The sequence below is a fragment of the Pseudomonas rhizozeae genome (assembly GCF_031583775.1).
Lineage (GTDB): Bacteria > Pseudomonadota > Gammaproteobacteria > Pseudomonadales > Pseudomonadaceae > Aquipseudomonas.
In genome coordinates this window covers 39,158-57,584 of the sequence record NZ_JAVLSB010000069.1, presented here as the reverse complement: position 1 = coordinate 57,584, position 18,427 = coordinate 39,158, and the positions used below count along the sequence as shown (strand labels likewise).

Below are 18,427 nucleotides of genomic sequence, written 5' to 3'. Positions count from 1 at the left end.
TAATCGCTAAATCGGCTGTTTGACAGCTTCAACCCTGCACGACGCAGGTGGCCAGGTGTGCAGCGAGCGCATCCCAGGCAATGCTTTGTTGTTCGCCCTGGCCACGCAGGGGTTTGAAACCGACCACTTGCTGGGCCATTTCGTCGTCGCCGAGGATCAGCGCATACAGCGCACCGCTCTTGTCGGCCTTCTTGAACTGACTTTTGAAGCTGCCAGCGCCGGCATTGATCTGCAGGCGCAGGTTCGGTAACTGGTCACGCACGCGTTCGCTCAACGTCAGGGCCGCCAGTTCCGCGGCTTCACCGAAGGCGCAGAGGTAGACGTCGACCTGACGGGAGATTTCCTGCGGAATCTGTTCCAGGGTTTCAAGCAACAACACCAGGCGCTCGATACCCATGGCGAAGCCGACACCGGCAGTAGGCTTGCCGCCCATTTGTTCCACCAGGCCGTCGTAACGGCCGCCTGCGCACACGGTGCCTTGGGCGCCGAGCTTGTCGGTGACCCATTCGAAAACGGTCTTGCTGTAGTAATCCAGCCCGCGCACCAGCTTCGGGTTGATCACGTAGGGAATGCCGGCGGCGTCCAGGCGAGCCTTGAGGCCCTCGAAGTGCGCACGGGACTCGTCGTCGAGGTAGTTGGCCATTTTCGGCGCGTCGACCAGCACGGCTTGGGTGTCGGCGTTCTTGGTGTCGAGCACTCGCAGCGGGTTAGTCTTCAAGCGGCGCTGGCTGTCTTCGTCGAGCTTGTCCAGGTGCGCGGAGAGAAACTCCACCAGCGCTTCACGGTAGCGTCCACGGGACTCGGCGGTGCCCAGGCTATTGAGCTCAAGCTTGACCGCGTCGCGGATGCCCAACTCGCCCCACAGGCGCCAGGTCAGCACGATCAGCTCGGCGTCGATGTCCGGGCCGTCAAGGTTGAAGACTTCCACGCCAATCTGGTGGAACTGGCGATAGCGGCCTTTCTGCGGACGCTCGTGGCGGAACATCGGGCCGATGTACCAAAGTTTTTGTACCTGGCCACCGCCGGTGATGCCGTGTTCAAGCACCGCACGCACGCACGCCGCCGTGCCTTCAGGGCGCAGGGTCAGGGAATCGCCGTTGCGGTCGTCGAAGGTGTACATCTCTTTTTCGACGATGTCGGTCACTTCGCCGATCGAGCGTTTGAACAGCTCGGTGAACTCGACGATCGGCATGCGAATCTGCTTGTAACCGTAGTTATCCAGCAGACGCGAGACGGTGCCCTCGAAATAGCGCCACAGCGGCGTCTGTTCGGGCAGGATGTCGTTCATGCCACGAATGGCTTGCAAAGACTTGCTCACTTTAAATCCTTAAATTCGTTCGGCGTGTCGATCGGCTCAGCCGCGTGCGATAACCGCTGCGTCAGCTTCGACCTTCTCGGCCGCTTTCTGGCGGATCAAGCGTTCAAGCTCATCCACCAGATTGTCATTCGTCAGTTTCTGCGACGGCTTGCCGTCGATGTAAATCAGGTTGGGCGTGCCGCCGGTCAAGCCGATATGGGCTTCCTTGGCTTCACCCGGGCCGTTGACCACACAGCCGATCACCGCGACATCCAGCGGCACCAGCAAGTCTTCGAGGCGCCCTTCCAGTTCGTTCATGGTCTTGACCACATCGAAGTTCTGCCGCGAGCAACTCGGGCAGGCGATGAAGTTGATGCCACGGGACCGCAGGTGCAAGGATTTGAGAATGTCATAGCCGACTTTCACTTCCTCGACCGGGTCGGCCGCCAACGAGATGCGGATAGTATCGCCAATCCCTTCGGCCAGCAGCATACCGAGGCCCACGGCGGATTTCACCGTGCCTGAACGCAGGCCACCGGCTTCGGTGATGCCCAGGTGCAACGGCTGGACGATTTCCTTGGCGAGCAAGCGGTACGCAGCGACGGCCATGAACACGTCGGAGGCTTTAACGCTGACCTTGAAGTCCTGGAAATTCAGGCGTTCGAGGTGTTCGACGTGGCGCAGTGCGGACTCGACCAGCGCGGCCGGGGTGGGCTCGCCGTATTTCTTTTGCAGGTCTTTTTCCAGGGAACCGGCGTTGACGCCAATGCGAATCGGGATCCCGCGATCACGGGCGGCATCGACCACGGCGCGCACCCGGTCTTCGCGACCGATGTTGCCCGGGTTGATGCGCAGGCAATCGACGCCCAGCTCGGCGACACGCAGCGCGATCTTGTAATCGAAGTGAATGTCGGCGACCAACGGCACCTTGACCAGTTGCTTGATCTTGCCGAAGGCCTCGGCGGCGTCCATGTCCGGTACGGAAACCCGCACGATATCGACGCCAGCGGCTTCGAGGCGGTTGATCTGGGCCACGGTGGCGGCCACATCATTGGTATCGCTGTTGGTCATGCTCTGAACAGCGATAGGCGCATCACCGCCCACCGGGACGTTACCGACCCAGATCTTGCGGGATTCGCGACGTTTGATTGGAGATTCGCCGTGCATGACTTATTGACCCAACTTCAGGCGAGCAGTCTCGCCACTGGTGAACGGAGCCACATCGACCGCTTGCCCGTTGTAGCTGACTTGCGCGCCCCGGGCGAAGCCCAGGCGGACGGCGAACGGCGGCTTGCCGGTGACGGAGGCACTTTCGCCCTTACGCTTGAGACCACTCAACAGCACCTTGCCGTTGCCATCGGTGACCTGGGTCCAGCAATCGGCGGTGAACTGCAATTGGACCTGACCTTCGCCAGCCTGGGGGGCCACGGGGATGGCCGGCGGCATCGTCGGCGCACCCGGCGCGGTCACGGTTGGCGCAGGTACGGCAGGCACCGATGGCGCTGGCGTGGCCGGGCTGGCGACGACCGGCGCGGCGCTGTGGGCCGGGGTTGTCGGTGTGGTGCTTGGTGCGGTAACCGCCGGAGCTGCCGGCACGCTGGCTTCAGCAGTCTCAGGTTCGTCAGTGGCTTCCTGGCCCGGCAATGGCAGGGTTTCCGCCACCTGGCCTTCGGCGACAGCCTGGTCTTCCGGCTCGTCCAGCGGATGAATCTGGGTCTTGCCGTCGGCGCCTTCAACTTCGACGTGCTCGGGATTGAGGCCGATCAGGTCGCGAGTGCGCAGCGAAGTCTGATCCTGCCACCAGACGAAACCACCGCCGATGACCGCAATCAGCAACAGCAGGCTGACGATGCGCAAAATGGTGTGGGAAACCCGGGAAGGCTCTTCGATGCGGCCCAGGCTGTGCACGTTGCTGCCCTGGGAATCGGTGCCGGTGGACTGGTCAAACTGCTGGACCAGCACGGTCTGGTCCATGCCGAGCAATTTGGCATAGGCGCGAATGTAACCGCGAGCGAAGGTGTGCCCCGGCAGCTTGTCGAAAGCGCCGGCTTCCAGGTTGCTCAGGGAAGTCACGGTGAGGTTGAGCTTCAGGGCCACTTCGGCCAGCGACCAGCCATTGCTTTCGCGGGCCTGGCGAAGGGTTTCACCGGGGTTAACGCGAGTCGCTGCTACAACTTCGGGATGCGCCGCTTTCATCATTGCTCCGACAGGTATTGCTGATATTCCGGTGTACCGGGATAGAGTCGTTTTAATTGCAGGCCGTAACTGGCGGCCTTGTCGCGATCTTCAAACACTTTAGCCAGCCGAACGCCGAGCAATAGACTACGTGCATTTTGCTCGGTCAGCAGGCTAAAACGATCGTAATAGTCGCGCGCGGGCACATAATGCCTGTCTTCGAAGGACAACTCAGCCATTTCGAGCAAGGCGCGTGGCTGTTGACGGTTCAAGCGCAGGGCTTTTTCCAATTGCTGCTGGGCCAGATCCCGCTGGCCGAGCATCGAAGCGGTCATGCCGAGGTTCTCGAACACCCGCGAACGCTCAGGATAAAGGGTGTCGGCGGCAGCTTGCTCGAAACGTTCGTAGGCTTCCTTGTAACGCTTCTGCTCGAACAGAAAACTGCCGTAGTTGTTGAGGATCCGCGCATCGCCGGGACGGGCCGACAGGGCCTTGCGAAAATGCTCGTCGGCCAGTTCCGGCTCAATCTCGGCCTGGAACACCAGGCCAAGCGCTGCGTTGGCGTCCGGATCGTTGCCGTCGAGTTCCAGCGCTTTCTTCAGCGGCACTTTGGCGCGCTCGGTCATGCCTTGTTGCAAATAGCCAATGCCCAACTGCACGTACGCTGCCCGCGCTTCATCGCGGCCCTTGCTGGTTTTCATCGGGTTGAAATCGCCCGACAAGACACACCCAGCACACAGGCTGGCCATCAGCACAAGCAGCGCAAAGCGCAGTGACATAGAGATCCTCTCTTAATTATTTCGCGGCGTTCTGGGCCATATCGTTGTCGGCGCTCAATTCACGCACGGCGATATAACGTTCGCTGCGACGGGTGCGATCCAGCACCTGCCCAACCAATTGGCCACACGCGGCATCGATGTCTTCACCGCGAGTGGTGCGCACGGTGACATTGAAGCCGGCATGGTGAAGCTGATCCTGGAACCGCCGAATTGCGTTGTTGCTCGGACGCTCGTACCCGGAATGTGGGAACGGGTTGAATGGGATCAGGTTGATCTTGCACGGGATGTTCTTCAGCAACTCGATCATCTCGACCGCGTATTCGACCTTGTCGTTGATGTCCTTGAGCAAGGTGTACTCGATGGTCAGCACGCGTTTTTCGCCCAGGGACGACATGTAGCGCTGGCACGACTCGAGCAGCATCTTAAGCGGGTATTTCTTGTTGATCGGCACCAATTGGTTACGCAATGCGTCATTCGGTGCGTGCAGCGACAACGCCAGGGAGACGTCGATGTGCTTGGCCAGCTCATCGATCATCGGCACCACGCCGGAGGTCGACAGGGTCACGCGGCGCTTGGAGATGCCGTAGCCCAGGTCGTCCATCATCAGGTGCATGGCCGCGACAACGTTGTCGAAGTTCAGCAGCGGCTCGCCCATACCCATCATCACCACGTTGGTGATGGCACGGTCGGCGGTCGCCGGGATGCTGCCGAACGATTTATTGGCAATCCACACTTGGCCGATCACTTCGGCGGCGGTGAGGTTGCTATTGAAACCTTGCTTGCCGGTGGAGCAGAAACTGCAGTCCAGGGCACAGCCAGCCTGGGACGAAACGCACAAGGTGCCGCGTTTGCCCTGCGGAATGTAGACGGTCTCGACGCAGCTGCCGGACGCCACGCGCACGACCCACTTACGGGTGCCGTCGCTGGAGATGTCCTCGCTGACCACTTCGGGGCCGCGAACCTCGGCAATGGCCTTGAGCTTGTCGCGCAGGGCCTTGCTGACGTTCGTCATGGCGTCGAAATCATCGACGCCAAGGTGGTGAATCCATTTCATTACCTGACCGGCACGGAAACGCTTCTCCCCGATTGAGTCGAAGAATTTCTCCATTTCCTGTTGGGTGAGGCCCAGCAGGTTGGTTTTTACAGTCGATGTCGTCATGGATTCACCTTCGCTCTTTAAGCCAATGCTTAGCGAGCGGTTACTTCGGTAGCGGCGAAGAAGTACGAGATTTCGCGAGCAGCAGCGGCTTCGGAGTCCGAACCGTGTACAGCGTTGGCGTCGATGGAATCAGCGAAATCAGCGCGGATGGTGCCGGCAGCCGCTTCTTTAGGGTTGGTAGCGCCCATCAGCTCACGGTTCAGAGCGATAGCGTTTTCGCCTTCCAGAACCTGAACCACAACCGGGCCGGAGATCATGAAAGCAACCAGATCGCCGAAGAAACCACGGGCGCTGTGCTCAGCGTAGAAGCCTTCGGCTTCGGCTTTGGACAGTTGCTTCAGTTTCGAAGCTACAACGCGCAGGCCGGCTTTTTCGAAACGAGTGGTGATCTCGCCAATGACGTTTTTTGCAACAGCGTCAGGCTTGATGATGGAGAAAGTACGTTGAACAGCCATGGTGTAACTCCAGAAACGGTAATTTGTGAAAAATTAAACCCGCGAATTATACGCGGGTTCTTGGGTATTGCCTAACTGCGTAAAGTTGACTCAGTCTGCTTCTTCGATCCACAGGCCCTGAATCGCCTCAAGAACCTTTTCGCCACCACGATCCGGCACATCGTCAAACTCTGGGAGCGCAATCACCAGATTGCGCAGCTTGACGAAGTTCACCGTCAGCGGATCGACGCCCGGATGGGCTTCGGCCAGTTGAATCGCGATTTCTTGTACATCAACCCATTTCAGACTCATGACAACCTTTCCTAAGAATCAGTGCGGCGCTTCGGCGGCATGGTTGAGCGAGTATTTCGGAATTTCGACGGTGATGTCTTCCGTTCCGACGATCGCCTGGCAGGTCAGGCGCGATGTCGCTTCCAGGCCCCAGGCACGATCAAGATAGTCTTCTTCCAGCTCATCGGCCTCATTCAACGAATTGAAACCCTCGCGAATCACGCAATGGCAGGTGGTGCAGGCGCAGACGCCGCCGCAGGCGCTCTCGATCTCGATGTGGTGGTCGTGCGCCACTTCAAGAATCGACTTACCGGTTTCAGCCTCGACGACCATACCGTCCGGGCAATGCTCGGCGTGGGGCAGAAAAATGATCTGCGGCATCAGTTATTCCTCGATTTCATTCAGGTTGCGCCCGGCCAGAGCGGCTTTCACCGTCAGATCCATGCGGCGGGCAGCAAAGGCATCGGTCACTTGCGACAGACGCTTGGTCTGTTGCTCGATGGCGTAACCATCGGTGCCTTTCATCAGTTCGGTCAGTTCCTGCAATTGCAGGTCGATGACCATGCGCTCCTCGGCATCGAGCAGACGTTCGCCGTCGACCTCGAGGGCGCCCTGCACCGCTTCGATCAGGCGCTGGGCATCGACTTGCTGTTCACGCAGCACGCGGGCGACCTTGTCGTCGCTGGCGTACTGGAACGAATCCTTGAGCATCCGCGCGATTTCGCCGTCGGTCAGGCCGTAGGACGGCTTGACCTGAATGCTCGCTTCAACGCCGGAACCCAGTTCACGAGCGGCCACGCTGAGCAAACCGTCGGCATCGACCTGGAACGTGACGCGAATCTTCGCCGCGCCGGCGACCATGGCCGGGATGCCGCGCAATTCGAAACGCGCCAGGGAGCGGCAATCGCTGATCAATTCACGCTCGCCTTGCAGCACGTGAATCATCATGGCCGACTGGCCATCCTTGTAAGTGGTGAAGTCCTGGGCGCGGGCGACGGGGATGGTGGTGTTGCGCGGAATCACCTTCTCCATCAGACCGCCCATGGTTTCCAGGCCCAGGGACAACGGAATCACGTCGAGCAACAGCAGTTCGCCGCCATCGCGCTTGTTACCGGCCAGGGTATCGGCCTGGATCGCGGCACCGATGGCCACCACTTGATCCGGGTCGATTTCAGTCAGTGGCTGACGACCGAACGCTTCGGCAACAGCGTCACGCACACGCGGCACACGGGTCGAACCGCCGACCATGACCACGGCCTTCACGTCTTCCAGCTCAACGCCGGAATCGCGAACCGCACGGCGGCAAGCCTTGAGGCTGCGAGCAACCATCGGCTCGATCAGTGCATCGAACGCTTCGCGGGTCAGTTGTGCCGCCCAGTCACCGTAGGCGACCTCAACGGTAGCGGCATCGGTCAGGGCTTCTTTGGCCGCGCAGGCGGTTTGCAGCAGATTGCGCTGCGCGCCGGGATCGAGGTCAGCGGACAGGCCGGCGCTCTCGATGATCCAGCCGGCGATCGCGTGGTCGAAGTCATCACCGCCCAGGGCGCTGTCGCCGCCGGTGGCCAGTACTTCGAAGACGCCGCCGGTCAGGCGCAGAATGGAAATATCGAAGGTGCCGCCGCCCAGGTCATAAATGGCGACCAAGCCTTCAGCGTGCTGATCGAGGCCATAGGCCACGGCCGCAGCGGTTGGCTCATTGAGCAAACGCAAGACGTTGAGGCCGGCCAGCTTGGCCGCGTCCTTGGTGGCTTGGCGTTGGGCATCGTCGAAATAAGCAGGAACGGTGATCACCGCACCGACCAGTTCGCCACCCAAGGCTGCTTCCGCGCGCTGGCGCAGGACCTTGAGGATATCGGCGGAGACTTCGACCGGGCTTTTCGGCCCTTGTACGGTGTCGATGAACGGCATGTGCGATTCGCCACCGACAAAGCGGTACGGCAGTTGATCGCCCAATTGCTTGACGTCGGACAGACCACGACCCATCAAGCGCTTGACCGACAGCACGGTGTTCAACGGATCAGTGGCAGCGGCGAGTTTGGCGGATTCGCCAACCTCAATGCGATGATCGGCGTGATAGCGCACCGCAGACGGCAGGATGACACGACCCTGTTCGTCGGCCAGCGGCTCGGAAAGACCACTGCGCAACGCAGCGACCAGCGAATTGGTAGTACCCAAGTCGATCCCCACGGCCAGACGACGCTGGTGTGGTTGAGGACTTTGGCCGGGTTCGGCGATCTGCAGTAGGGCCATCGTGATCAGGACTTATCTGTATATCAGGCGTGCGACCGGAGCGGCACTGGGTTAATCGTCGAGGCGCTCTTCTAATTGGCGCACTTCGTAGGTGAGCTTGTCGAGGAACTGCATGCGCCGCATCAGGCGTTCGGCCTGTTCGCGTTGCGCTGCATCATCCCAACAGGCCGCGAAGCTGTCGTTCAGTTGGTCCTGAGCGGTTTTGAGCCGACGCTTGAACGCTGCAACACCGGCCAGGTCGGCGCTGTCTTGCAGGTCTTCGAGCTCTTCGCGCAATTCCATCTGTTGCAGGAGGAAATCCGGATCATGCACCGTGACTTCCAGCGGCAACTCGCGACCACCCATGGCGAGCAGGTATCGCGCGCGCTTGGGCGGGCTCTTGAGCGTCTGGTAGGCCTCGTTGAGGCTTGCCGATTGCTCGAGCGCCGACCGCTGCTCACGCTCGGAAGCGTCGGCGAAGCGGTCTGGATGGACGGACCGGGCCAACTCGCGGTAGCGCGTGGCCAACTGCTCGAGATCCAGGCGGAAGCTCGGTTGCAGCTCAAACAAAGCGAAATGACAAGGAGTACCCACGATCTGCCTCAGATATTGAAGCTTTCGCCGCAGCCACATTCACCGCGAACGTTGGGGTTGTTGAACTTGAAGCCTTCGTTCAACCCTTCCTTGACGAAATCGAGCTCGGTGCCGTCCAGGTAGCTCAGGCTTTTCGGGTCGATGATCACTTTCTCGCCGTGACTCTCGAACACCTGATCTTCCGCCACCACCTCGTCGACAAACTCCAGCACGTAGGCAAGGCCGGAACAGCCCGTGGTGCGAACACCCAGACGAATCCCTTCACCTTTGCCGCGCCCGTCAAGGGAGCGCCGCACGTGTCGAGCAGCCGCTTCTGTCATGCTGATAGCCATCGTTGACTCCTTACTCGTCGCGCAATTGCTTAGATCAAGCCTTTCTTCTGCTTGTAGTCGCGAACAGCCGCTTTGATAGCGTCTTCAGCGAGTACGGAGCAGTGAATTTTCACTGGCGGCAGGGCCAGTTCTTCGGCCAGTTGAGTGTTCTTGATGGTCTCTGCTTCATCCAGAGTCTTGCCTTTCATCCACTCGGTCGCCAGGGAGCTGGAGGCGATGGCCGAACCGCAGCCGTAGGTCTTGAACTTGGCGTCTTCGATGATGCCTTGCTCGTTGACCTTGATCTGCAGGCGCATTACGTCGCCGCATGCTGGAGCGCCGACCATGCCGGTGCCGACATCAGGGTCTTCCGCGTCCATCTTGCCGACGTTGCGCGGGTTCTCGTAGTGGTCGATGACCTTTTCGCTGTAAGCCATGATTCTTAATCCTCACTCATCAGAGAGTCGCTCTTTGGGCCCCGCCAACCGCCATAGACGGTGGTTTTACAGAGCCCGTTTGCGGCGACTTAAATTAGTGTGCCGCCCACTCGATTTTCGAAATGTCGACGCCGTCTTTGTACATGTCCCACAGCGGCGACAGAGCGCGCAGCTTGGTAACGGCCTCACAGACTTTCTGTGCGGCGTAGTCGATTTCTTCTTCGGTAGTGAAGCGGCCGAAGGTGAAGCGAATCGAGCTGTGTGCCAGTTCGTCGTTGCGGCCCAGAGCGCGCAATACGTACGAAGGCTCCAGCGAAGCGGAAGTACAGGCCGAACCGGACGACACAGCCAGATCCTTGAGTGCCATGATCAGCGACTCGCCTTCAACGTAGTTGAAGCTCAGGTTCAGGTTGTGCGGTACGCGGGCGGTCATGCTGCCGTTGATGTACAGCTCTTCGAGGTTCTCGACTTGCTTGTAGAAACGATCGCTCAAGGCTTTTATGCGCACGTTTTCCGCGGCCATGTCTTCCTTGGCCACGCGGAAGGCTTCACCCATGCCGACGATCTGGTGAGTCGCCAGGGTGCCGGAACGCATGCCGCGCTCGTGACCGCCGCCGTGCATGGTCGCTTCGATGCGCACACGCGGCTTGCGGCTGACGTACAGCGCGCCGATGCCTTTAGGGCCATACGTCTTGTGAGCGGAGAAAGACATCATGTCGACTTTCAGCTTCGACAGGTCGATTTCGACCTTGCCGGTGGACTGAGCGGCGTCGACGTGGAACAGGATGCCGCGGGAACGCGTCAGTTCGCCGATGGCAGCGATGTCATTGACGGTGCCGATTTCGTTGTTCACGTGCATCACCGACACCAGGATGGTGTCGTCGCGCAGAGCGGCTTCGATCATCGCCGGGGTGACCAGGCCATCAGTCTGGGGCTCGATGTAGGTCACTTCGAAACCTTCACGCTCCAATTGGCGCATGGTGTCGAGGACAGCCTTGTGCTCAATCTTGGTGGTGATCAGGTGCTTCCCCTTGGTGGCGTAGAAATGCGCCGCACCCTTGATTGCCAGGTTGTCGGACTCGGTGGCACCGGAGGTCCAGACGATTTCACGCGGGTCGGCGTTGACCAGATCAGCCACTTGGCGACGGGCGTTTTCCACCGACTCTTCGGCTTTCCAGCCAAACACGTGGGAGCGGGACGCCGGGTTACCGAAGTTTCCGTCGACCAGCAGGCATTCACTCATCTTTTGCGCGACACGCGGATCAACCGGGGTGGTCGCAGAGTAATCAAGGTAAATCGGCAATTTCATGGACTCTCTCCTAAATCAGGCTGGCTGGCGTGCCGCTAGCTCTTTGGCTGTCATTCGACGGCGGACGCTTCAATCTTGTCCAGGCGCGGCGCCTTGCCATTGCAACGGCGCTGATCCTGACGCTGGGCTACTTCTTGCACCTCACGGCGAGTCACAAGGTCAGCCAAGCTGATACCACTCAGAAATTCGTGAATCTGCAGGCTTAGATCGCACCACAAGTGGTGGGTCAGACAGATGTCGCCTTGATGGCAGTCACCCTGGCCCTGGCATTTGGTTGCATCGACCGACTCGTTGACCGCGTCGATCACCTGGGCAACCTGGATGCCCTGCATGTCGCGGGACAGCTGATAGCCACCACCAGGTCCACGGACACTGGAGACCAAATTGCTGCGGCGCAATTTGGCAAACAGCTGTTCGAGGTAGGACAGGGAGATGCCTTGGCGCTCGGAGATATCGGCCAGGGACACCGGCCCGTGCTGCGCGTGCAACGCCAGATCGAGCATGGCGGTCACGGCGTATCGGCCTTTTGTAGTCAGTCTCATGGACAATTACCACGGAGTTCGGAATGGGGGCGAGTATGCAATTCCCGAGTGTTTAAGTCAACTATAAGACCTAGTGCTTTAGTCGGGTTTACCCGCAAAAGAGCGCGCGCATCATAGCAAACGCTGGTCGGTAACAGCCAGCGGTACCGCGTTATGGTTCTTCGCGAGCAGGCTCGCTTCCACATTCGATCGAGTTCTAATGTGGGAGCAAGCCTGCTCGCGAATGGGCTCAACTGGCCTGGCTCTGATCCTTATCCTTCACAATCGCGAAATCCTCTTCGCGCAGTTGAGGCAGGTCCTTGGCGCAGTAATTACTGCCCAGCTCGGTCAGGGCGCCGCACATGCCCTCCAGGCGCCCGTCCACCGCTTGCAGGTGATCGAGCAACTGGCCAATGGCGCGCGCCACCGGGTCCGGCATGTCTTCGCTGACGCCATAGGCGTCGAACCCGAGCTTCTCGGCCATGGCCTTGCGCTTGGCTTCCTGCTCGTCATCGGACTTGACGATGATCCGCCCCGGAATGCCCACCACAGTTGCCCCGGCGGGCACAGCCTTGGTGACCACGGCGTTCGAGCCGACCTTCGCTCCGGCGCCCACAGTGAACGGCCCGAGCACCTTGGCGCCCGCCCCGACTACCACGCCGTTTTCCAGGGTCGGGTGACGCTTGCCCTTGTTCCAACTGGTGCCGCCAAGGGTCACGCCTTGATAGAGGGTAACGTCATCGCCAATCTCGGCGGTTTCGCCAATGACAATGCCCATGCCGTGATCAATAAAAAACCGCCGACCCACCTTGGCGCCCGGATGGATCTCAATTCCCGTCATCCAGCGACCGAGGTTCGACACCACCCGCGCCAGCCACTTCCAGTTCATGGTCCACAGCGCCGATGACAAGCGATGGATCCAGATGGCGTGCATGCCCGGGTAGCAGGTCAGGACTTCAAAAGCGTTACGCGCCGCCGGATCTCGATGGAAAACACTTTGGATATCTTCACGCAAACGCTCGAACATCATTCAATCCTTCCGCTTAAGAAGCTCGCCACGGGCCGCTTTTTGGGTTTCCGTGAGGATGCCACGCAATATATTCATTTCCGCCCGGCTCACCGAGCTTCGTCCATACAGCCGACGCAGGCGTGCCATCAAGTGCCGAGGCTTGTCCGGGTCGAGAAATTCAATGGCCACCAGGGTTTGCTCCAGGTGCTCATAAAATCGCTCCAGCTCATCCATGGTCGCCAGTTCACCGCTCTTAGTGGACGCCACTTCATCCTTCTCGACCTTGCTTGGCTGACCCTGCGCGGCCAGCCACGACATCCGCACTTCATAGCCCAACACCTGCACCGCGGCCCCGAGGTTCAGCGAACTGAACTCAGGGTCCGAAGGGATATGCACGTGATAGTGACATCGCTGCAGCTCTTCATTGGTCAGGCCGGAATCTTCACGACCGAACACCAACGCGATCTCGGCGCCTTCGGCCGCTTCCTCGACCACCTTCACGCCGCATTCGCGTGGATCCAGCAGCGGCCAGGGAATGCGTCGGTCGCGGGCGCTGGTACCCAGCACTAGGTTGCAGCCGACCAAGGCATCTTCCAAGGTGGCGACGACCTGCGCGTTTTCAAGCACGTCACCGGCACCCGAGGCGCGGGCGTCGGCTTCGTGATGCGGGAAGAGCCGCGGTTCGACCAGTACCAGCCGCGACAGGCCCATGTTCTTCATGGCACGCGCAGCCCCGCCGATGTTGCCTGGGTGGCTGGTATTAACCAGGACGACACGAATGTTCTGCAGCAAGGGAGGCGCTCTCGGACACGGGAAAGGGGAGCAAATCTTACAGAAGCGCCTACCGTTAAGCTATGAAAGCGAACACCGACCTTCACCTCCAGAAACTTTCTGCTAGAATGCCCGGCTTTCTTTAACAACCTTAGGTGACACATCCATGCAGCCCATGCTGAATATCGCGCTGCGCGCCGCCCGCAGCGCCAGTGAATTGATCTTCCGCTCCATCGAGCGCCTGGATACCATCAAGGTCGACGAAAAAGACGCCAAGGATTACGTATCCGAGGTGGATCGCGCCGCTGAACAGAAAATCATCGACGCCCTGCGCAAGGCTTACCCCAACCATTCCATCCTCGGTGAAGAAACCGGCCTGCACGCCGGAAACGGCATCGAAGGCGAAGAGTACCTGTGGATCATCGACCCACTGGACGGCACCACCAACTTCCTGCGCGGCATCCCGCATTTTGCGGTCAGCATTGCCTGCAAATACCGTGGTCGCCTGGAGCACGCCGTGGTCCTCGACCCGGTTCGCCAAGAAGAATTCACCGCCAGCCGTGGTCGCGGCGCTCAACTGAACGGTCGTCGCCTGCGCGTCAGCGGTCGCACCAGCCTTGAAGGCGCCCTGCTCGGCACTGGCTTCCCGTTCCGTGACGACCAGATGGACAACCTCGACAACTACCTGGGCATGTTCCGCGCCCTGGTCGGCCAGACCGCCGGCATCCGCCGCGCCGGTTCCGCCAGCCTCGACCTGGCCTACGTGGCCGCTGGCCGTTTCGACGCCTTCTGGGAGTCGGGTCTGTCGGAATGGGACATGGCGGCAGGCGCCCTGTTGATCCAGGAAGCCGGCGGCTTGATCAGCGACTTCACCGGCGGTCACGATTTCCTTGAAAAAGGCCACGTCGTTGCCGGCAACACCAAGTGCTTCAAGGCTGTGCTGACGGCCATCCAGCCGCACCTGCCGGCTTCGCTGAAGCGCTAAGCGCCCGGCCACAAAAAAGCACCCTTCGGGGTGCTTTTTTTTGCCTGAGTTAATCTCAAAAACACCACAAACATTGTGGGAGCGAGCCTGCTCGCGAAAGCCATCTGTCAGTCGGCATCACCCTGACTGACAAAAAGCCTTCGCGAGCAGGCTCGCTCCCACAGTCGATTGATGCGAACTCAAAAAATCCGGGCATAAAAAAAGCACCCTTTCGAGTGCTTTTCATACTTACGACTGAATCACTGCCCCGGCTCATTCTGCGACAAGACCAGCTTGCCTTCCTTGTCCACCGGGATCTGGTTGCCTGGATCACGATCCATGCGCACTTTGCCTTCCTTGCCATCCAGCGAATAACGGACATCGTAACCAACAACCTTGTCGCTGATGTCATTCACCGTGTTGCAGCGGGTTTGGGTGGTGGTGTAGGTATCGCGATTTTGCATACCTTCCTGCACCTTGTTCCCGGCGTACCCGCCGCCGACCGCACCGGCGACCGTGGCGATTTTCTTGCCGTTGCCGCCGCCGACCTGGTTACCCAGCAAACCGCCGGCGACCGCGCCGATGGCCGTGCCGAGCAACTGGTGCTGATCCTTCACCGGTGCCTGACGGGTGACAGCAACGTCCTTGCATACTTCACGTGGAGTCTTGATCTGTGTCTTGACCGGCTCGACAGCCAATACTTGCGCATACTCAGGGCCGCTTTTAACCAGGCTGTAGGTGGCAACAGCACCCCCGGCAGTTACACCGACAGCACCCAATACCGCACCAACCAGCAACGACTTGTTCACATGAACCTCCTGACCATCACATGCGGGACACGCCCGCGCTTCTCCCAGCCTTGGAGCATAAAAAAAGGCGCGAGTTCAACTCGCGCCTTTTTCGGCAGACAGCTGGAAAAGCGATGGCCGTTATGGACGGTCGTCGACTTCCTTCTCGGTCGCCGCCGGAGGAATCAGATCCTCGGTGCTCAGGTTCAGCCAGATCAGCACCACGTTGGCGATGTAGATCGACGAGTACGTACCCGCCAACACACCCACCAGCAGCGCCAGCGAGAAACCGAACAGGTTGTCGCCGCCGAAGAACAGCAGCGCCGCGATCGCCAGCAAGGTGGACACCGACGTCGCCACGGTGCGCAGCAGGGTTTGCGTGGTCGAGATGTTGATGTTCTCGATCAGCGTCGCCTTGCGCAGCACGCGGAAGTTCTCACGCACCCGGTCGAACACCACGATGGTGTCGTTGAGCGAGTAACCGATGATCGCCAGCACCGCCGCCAGCACCGTCAGGTCGAAGGTGATCTGGAAGAACGACAGGATCCCCACGGTCACGATCACGTCGTGGATCAGCGACACAATGGCGCCGACCGCAAACTTCCACTGAAAGCGGAACGCCAGGTAGATCAGGATGCCGCCCAGCGCCATCAGCATGCCGAGGCCGCCCTGGTCGCGCAGTTCTTCACCTACCTGCGGGCCCACGAACTCGACGCGCTTGATCACTGCCGGGTTGTCGCCACCGACCTTCTGCAGCGCTTCAGCCACTTGGTGACCCAGTTGCGGGTCTTCGCCGGGCATGCGCACCAGCAAATCGGTGGTTGCGCCAAAACTCTGCACGATGGCTTCGTGGTAACCGGCGGTCACCAGTTGGCTACGCACCTTGGTCACATCGGCCGGACGCTCGTAGGTCAGCTCGATGAGCGTACCGCCGGTGAAGTCCAGGCCGTAGTTGAGGCCCTTGTGGAACCAGCTGAACAACGCCAGAAGCGTGAGCAGTACCGTGACGCCGAACGCAACGTTGCGGACGCCCATGAAATTGATTGTACGTAACATGGCAGCCCCTTAGATCCACAACTTCTTGAAGTCACGACCGCCGAAGATCAGATTGACCATCGCGCGGGTGACCATGATGGCCGTGAACATCGAGGTCAAGACCCCGAGGGACATGGTCACTGCGAAGCCCTTGACCGGGCCGGTGCCCATTGCAAAGAGAATCCCGCCGACCAGCAAGGTGGTCAAGTTGGCGTCGAGAATCGCAGTGAATGCGCGGCCGAAGCCTTCGTTGATCGCTCGCTGCACGGTCATGCCCGCGGCGATCTCTTCACGTATCCGCGAGAAGATCAGCACGTTGGCGTCGACCGCCATGCCCATGGTCAACACGATACCGGCGATACCCGGCAGGGTCAGCGTAGCCCCCAGCAGCGACATCAAGGCCAGCAGCAGCACCATGTTCACCGCCAGCGCGACGGTGGCGATGATGCCGAAGAAGCGATAGATGGCGATGATGAACAGCGAGACAAACAGCATGCCCCACAGCGAGGCGTCGATACCTTTGGTGATGTTGTCGGCACCCAGGCTCGGGCCAATGGTGCGCTCTTCAGCGAAGTACATCGGCGCCGCCAGACCACCGGCACGCAACAGCAGGGCCAGCTCGGACGATTCGCCCTGGCCGTTCAGGCCGGTGATACGGAACTGCGCACCCAGCGGCGACTGAATGGTCGCCAGGCTGATGATTTTCTTCTCTTCCTTGAACGTCTGCACCGCAACGTCTTTTTCGACGCCGTCGACCACTTGCTTGGTGTACGTGGTGACCGGACGTTGCTCGATGAAGATCACCGCCATGCTGCGACCGACGTTGCTGCGCGTAGCGCGGCTCATCAGTTCGCCACCGTGGCCGTCCAGGCGGATGTTCACTTCCGGCGAACCGTGCTCGCCGAAGCCAGCCTTGGCGTCGGTTACCTGGTCACCGGTGATGATCAGACCGCGCTCGATTTGCGCGGCAGGGCGATTGCCCTCGCGGAACTCGAAGCTTTCGGACGTGGCTTTCGACGCGCCCGGCTCCGCGGCGAGGCGGAACTCCAGGTTGGCGGTCTTGCCGAGGATACGCTTGGCTTCTGCGGTGTCTTGTACGCCTGGCAATTCAACCACGATGCGGTTGGCGCCCTGACGCTGAACGATCGGCTCGGCCACACCCAGCTCGTTGACGCGGTTACGGACCGTGGTCAAGTTCTGCTTGATGGAGTATTCGCGGATTTCCGCCAGCTTGGCCGGGGTCATCGCCAGACGCAGCACCGGCTGACCATTGAGGTCGGCGGGAACAATGTCGAAATCGGTGAAACTCTTGCGAACCAGCGCGCGGGCCTGTTCGCGGGTCGCTTCATCGCTGAAGCCCAACTGAATGGCACCATTGAGCTGCGGCAGGCTGCGATAGCGCAGCTTCTCTTTACGCAGCAGGCTCTTGACGTCGCCTTCGTAGACTTTCAGGCGAGCATCGAGGGCTTTGTCCATGTCCACTTCCAGCAGGAAGTGCACACCACCGGACAAGTCCAGACCCAGCTTCATCGGATGCGCGCCGAGGCTGCGCAGCCATTGCGGGGTGGTCTGGGCCAGGTTCAGTGCAACGACGTAGTCGTCACCCAATGCCTTGCGTACCACGTCCTTGGCCGGCAGTTGATCTTCTGCCTTGACCAGGCGCAACAAACCGCCCTTGCTGTTGGCCGACAGCGTGGCGGCCTTGACCTTGATCCCGGCGTCGTTGAGCACCTTGCTCACACGGTCCAGATCAGCCTGGGTGACCTGCAACGCAGTGCTTGCGCCGCTGACCTGAATGGCCGGGTCATCAGGGTATAAATTGGGAGCGGAATAAATAAAACCGATCGCCAGCACCGCCAGGATCAGTACGTATTTCCACAGAGGGTATTTGTTCAGCATCACGCCGCCCGCTTATGACGCGGGGCGCCTTGCGCGCCCCGTCGATTGGTAAAAGATGAAACTTAGATCGCTTTCAGCGTGCCTTTTGGCAGCGTGGCAGCGATAGCGCCTTTCTGGAACTTCAGCTCAACCGAGTCAGAAACTTCGAGAACAACGAAATCGTCCGCAACTTTGGTGATCTTGCCGGCGATACCGCCAGTGGTCACAACTTCGTCGCCTTTCTGCAAGCTACCCAGCAGGTTCTTCTGCTCTTTGGCGCGTTTGGCCTGTGGACGCCAGATCATCAGGTAGAAGATGACCAGGAAACCGACCAGGAAAATCCACTCGAAACCGCCACCCATTGGGCCTGCGGCAGCCGGTGCGGCAGCGTCGGCCATGGCATTAGAGATAAAAAAGCTCATTTAGCACTCCAGTTGCAAATGTTG

Annotated in this window: 21 protein-coding genes; 1 reads left to right on the top strand and 20 read right to left on the bottom strand. The window is 60.0% G+C overall.

The features are described 5' to 3' along the window. Positions 1-28 precede the first annotated feature (28 nt). The 16 genes from hisS to trmJ form a co-directional block, all read right to left on the bottom strand. On the bottom strand, positions 29-1,318 hold the full coding sequence (hisS, locus tag RG836_RS23865; protein WP_310850078.1) for a histidine--tRNA ligase: 1,290 nt from the start codon (positions 1,316-1,318) through the stop codon (positions 29-31). Between the two features lie 36 nt (positions 1,319-1,354). Further along, positions 1,355-2,464, bottom strand: coding sequence for a flavodoxin-dependent (E)-4-hydroxy-3-methylbut-2-enyl-diphosphate synthase (ispG, locus tag RG836_RS23860; RefSeq protein ID WP_007903603.1), 1,110 nt, complete (start codon positions 2,462-2,464; stop codon positions 1,355-1,357). A 3-nt stretch (positions 2,465-2,467) separates the two neighbouring features. After that, entirely contained in the window at positions 2,468-3,493 is a 1,026-nt protein-coding gene (locus RG836_RS23855) for a helix-turn-helix domain-containing protein (RefSeq protein ID WP_310850077.1), read from the bottom strand. After that, entirely contained in the window at positions 3,493-4,251 is a 759-nt protein-coding gene (gene pilW / locus RG836_RS23850; protein ID WP_310850076.1) for a type IV pilus biogenesis/stability protein PilW, read from the bottom strand. Before pilW ends, RG836_RS23855 begins: the two co-directional genes overlap by 1 nt. Positions 4,252-4,267: 16 nt before the next feature. Continuing rightward, positions 4,268-5,410 carry a dual-specificity RNA methyltransferase RlmN gene (gene rlmN, locus RG836_RS23845; RefSeq protein ID WP_310850075.1) on the bottom strand — a complete coding sequence of 381 codons (1,143 nt, stop codon included), beginning with the start codon at positions 5,408-5,410 and terminating at the stop codon, positions 4,268-4,270. A 29-nt stretch (positions 5,411-5,439) separates the two neighbouring features. Then, positions 5,440-5,865, bottom strand: coding sequence for a nucleoside-diphosphate kinase (gene ndk, locus RG836_RS23840; protein ID WP_002552482.1), 426 nt, complete (start codon positions 5,863-5,865; stop codon positions 5,440-5,442). Between the two features lie 90 nt (positions 5,866-5,955). Next, complete coding sequence (gene iscX / locus RG836_RS23835) at positions 5,956-6,156, bottom strand: Fe-S cluster assembly protein IscX (protein ID WP_310850073.1); 201 nt, start codon at positions 6,154-6,156, stop codon at positions 5,956-5,958. An 18-nt stretch (positions 6,157-6,174) separates the two neighbouring features. Then, a complete protein-coding gene (fdx, locus tag RG836_RS23830) occupies positions 6,175-6,516 on the bottom strand; it encodes an ISC system 2Fe-2S type ferredoxin (protein WP_310850071.1) in 342 nt (113 codons plus the stop codon). A gap of 3 nt (positions 6,517-6,519) precedes the next feature. Continuing rightward, positions 6,520-8,385 (bottom strand): Fe-S protein assembly chaperone HscA, encoded by a 1,866-nt coding sequence (gene hscA, locus RG836_RS23825; RefSeq protein ID WP_310850069.1) that lies wholly within the window; start codon positions 8,383-8,385, stop codon positions 6,520-6,522. 51 nt (positions 8,386-8,436) lie between these two features. Then, complete coding sequence (hscB, locus tag RG836_RS23820; protein ID WP_310850067.1) at positions 8,437-8,958, bottom strand: co-chaperone HscB; 522 nt, start codon at positions 8,956-8,958, stop codon at positions 8,437-8,439. An 8-nt stretch (positions 8,959-8,966) separates the two neighbouring features. Continuing rightward, positions 8,967-9,290: an iron-sulfur cluster assembly protein IscA gene (gene iscA, locus RG836_RS23815; protein WP_028620147.1), complete on the bottom strand. Its 324-nt coding sequence runs from the start codon at positions 9,288-9,290 to the stop codon at positions 8,967-8,969. Between the two features lie 29 nt (positions 9,291-9,319). Further along, positions 9,320-9,706, bottom strand: a complete 387-nt coding sequence (gene iscU / locus RG836_RS23810) for a Fe-S cluster assembly scaffold IscU (protein ID WP_003443374.1) — start codon at positions 9,704-9,706, stop codon at positions 9,320-9,322. Between the two features lie 94 nt (positions 9,707-9,800). Then, a complete protein-coding gene (locus RG836_RS23805; protein WP_310850061.1) occupies positions 9,801-11,015 on the bottom strand; it encodes an IscS subfamily cysteine desulfurase in 1,215 nt (404 codons plus the stop codon). Between the two features lie 50 nt (positions 11,016-11,065). After that, positions 11,066-11,557 (bottom strand): Fe-S cluster assembly transcriptional regulator IscR, encoded by a 492-nt coding sequence (gene iscR / locus RG836_RS23800; RefSeq protein WP_310850059.1) that lies wholly within the window; start codon positions 11,555-11,557, stop codon positions 11,066-11,068. A gap of 229 nt (positions 11,558-11,786) precedes the next feature. Next, the gene (gene cysE, locus RG836_RS23795; protein ID WP_310850057.1) at positions 11,787-12,563 is read right to left on the bottom strand and encodes a serine O-acetyltransferase; all 777 of its coding nucleotides are present in this window, start codon (positions 12,561-12,563) and stop codon (positions 11,787-11,789) included. Positions 12,564-12,566: 3 nt separating this feature from the next. Beyond that, a complete protein-coding gene (trmJ, locus tag RG836_RS23790) occupies positions 12,567-13,337 on the bottom strand; it encodes a tRNA (cytosine(32)/uridine(32)-2'-O)-methyltransferase TrmJ (protein WP_310850055.1) in 771 nt (256 codons plus the stop codon). A gap of 145 nt (positions 13,338-13,482) precedes the next feature. Between trmJ and suhB the strand changes: the two genes are divergently transcribed. After that, complete coding sequence (gene suhB / locus RG836_RS23785) at positions 13,483-14,301, top strand: type III secretion system regulator SuhB (RefSeq protein WP_310850054.1); 819 nt, start codon at positions 13,483-13,485, stop codon at positions 14,299-14,301. Positions 14,302-14,540: 239 nt separating this feature from the next. On the opposite strand, the gene RG836_RS23780 is transcribed toward suhB, so the two are convergent. From RG836_RS23780 to yajC, 4 genes are all read right to left on the bottom strand, one after another. After that, positions 14,541-15,089 carry a glycine zipper 2TM domain-containing protein gene (locus RG836_RS23780; RefSeq protein ID WP_310850052.1) on the bottom strand — a complete coding sequence of 183 codons (549 nt, stop codon included), beginning with the start codon at positions 15,087-15,089 and terminating at the stop codon, positions 14,541-14,543. 120 nt (positions 15,090-15,209) lie between these two features. Beyond that, the gene (secF, locus tag RG836_RS23775) at positions 15,210-16,124 is read right to left on the bottom strand and encodes a protein translocase subunit SecF (RefSeq protein ID WP_310850050.1); all 915 of its coding nucleotides are present in this window, start codon (positions 16,122-16,124) and stop codon (positions 15,210-15,212) included. Positions 16,125-16,133: 9 nt separating this feature from the next. Further along, positions 16,134-18,002, bottom strand: a complete 1,869-nt coding sequence (gene secD / locus RG836_RS23770) for a protein translocase subunit SecD (RefSeq protein WP_310850049.1) — start codon at positions 18,000-18,002, stop codon at positions 16,134-16,136. 62 nt (positions 18,003-18,064) lie between these two features. Then, positions 18,065-18,403: a preprotein translocase subunit YajC gene (gene yajC / locus RG836_RS23765; RefSeq protein ID WP_310850047.1), complete on the bottom strand. Its 339-nt coding sequence runs from the start codon at positions 18,401-18,403 to the stop codon at positions 18,065-18,067. Positions 18,404-18,427: the final 24 nt, after the last annotated feature.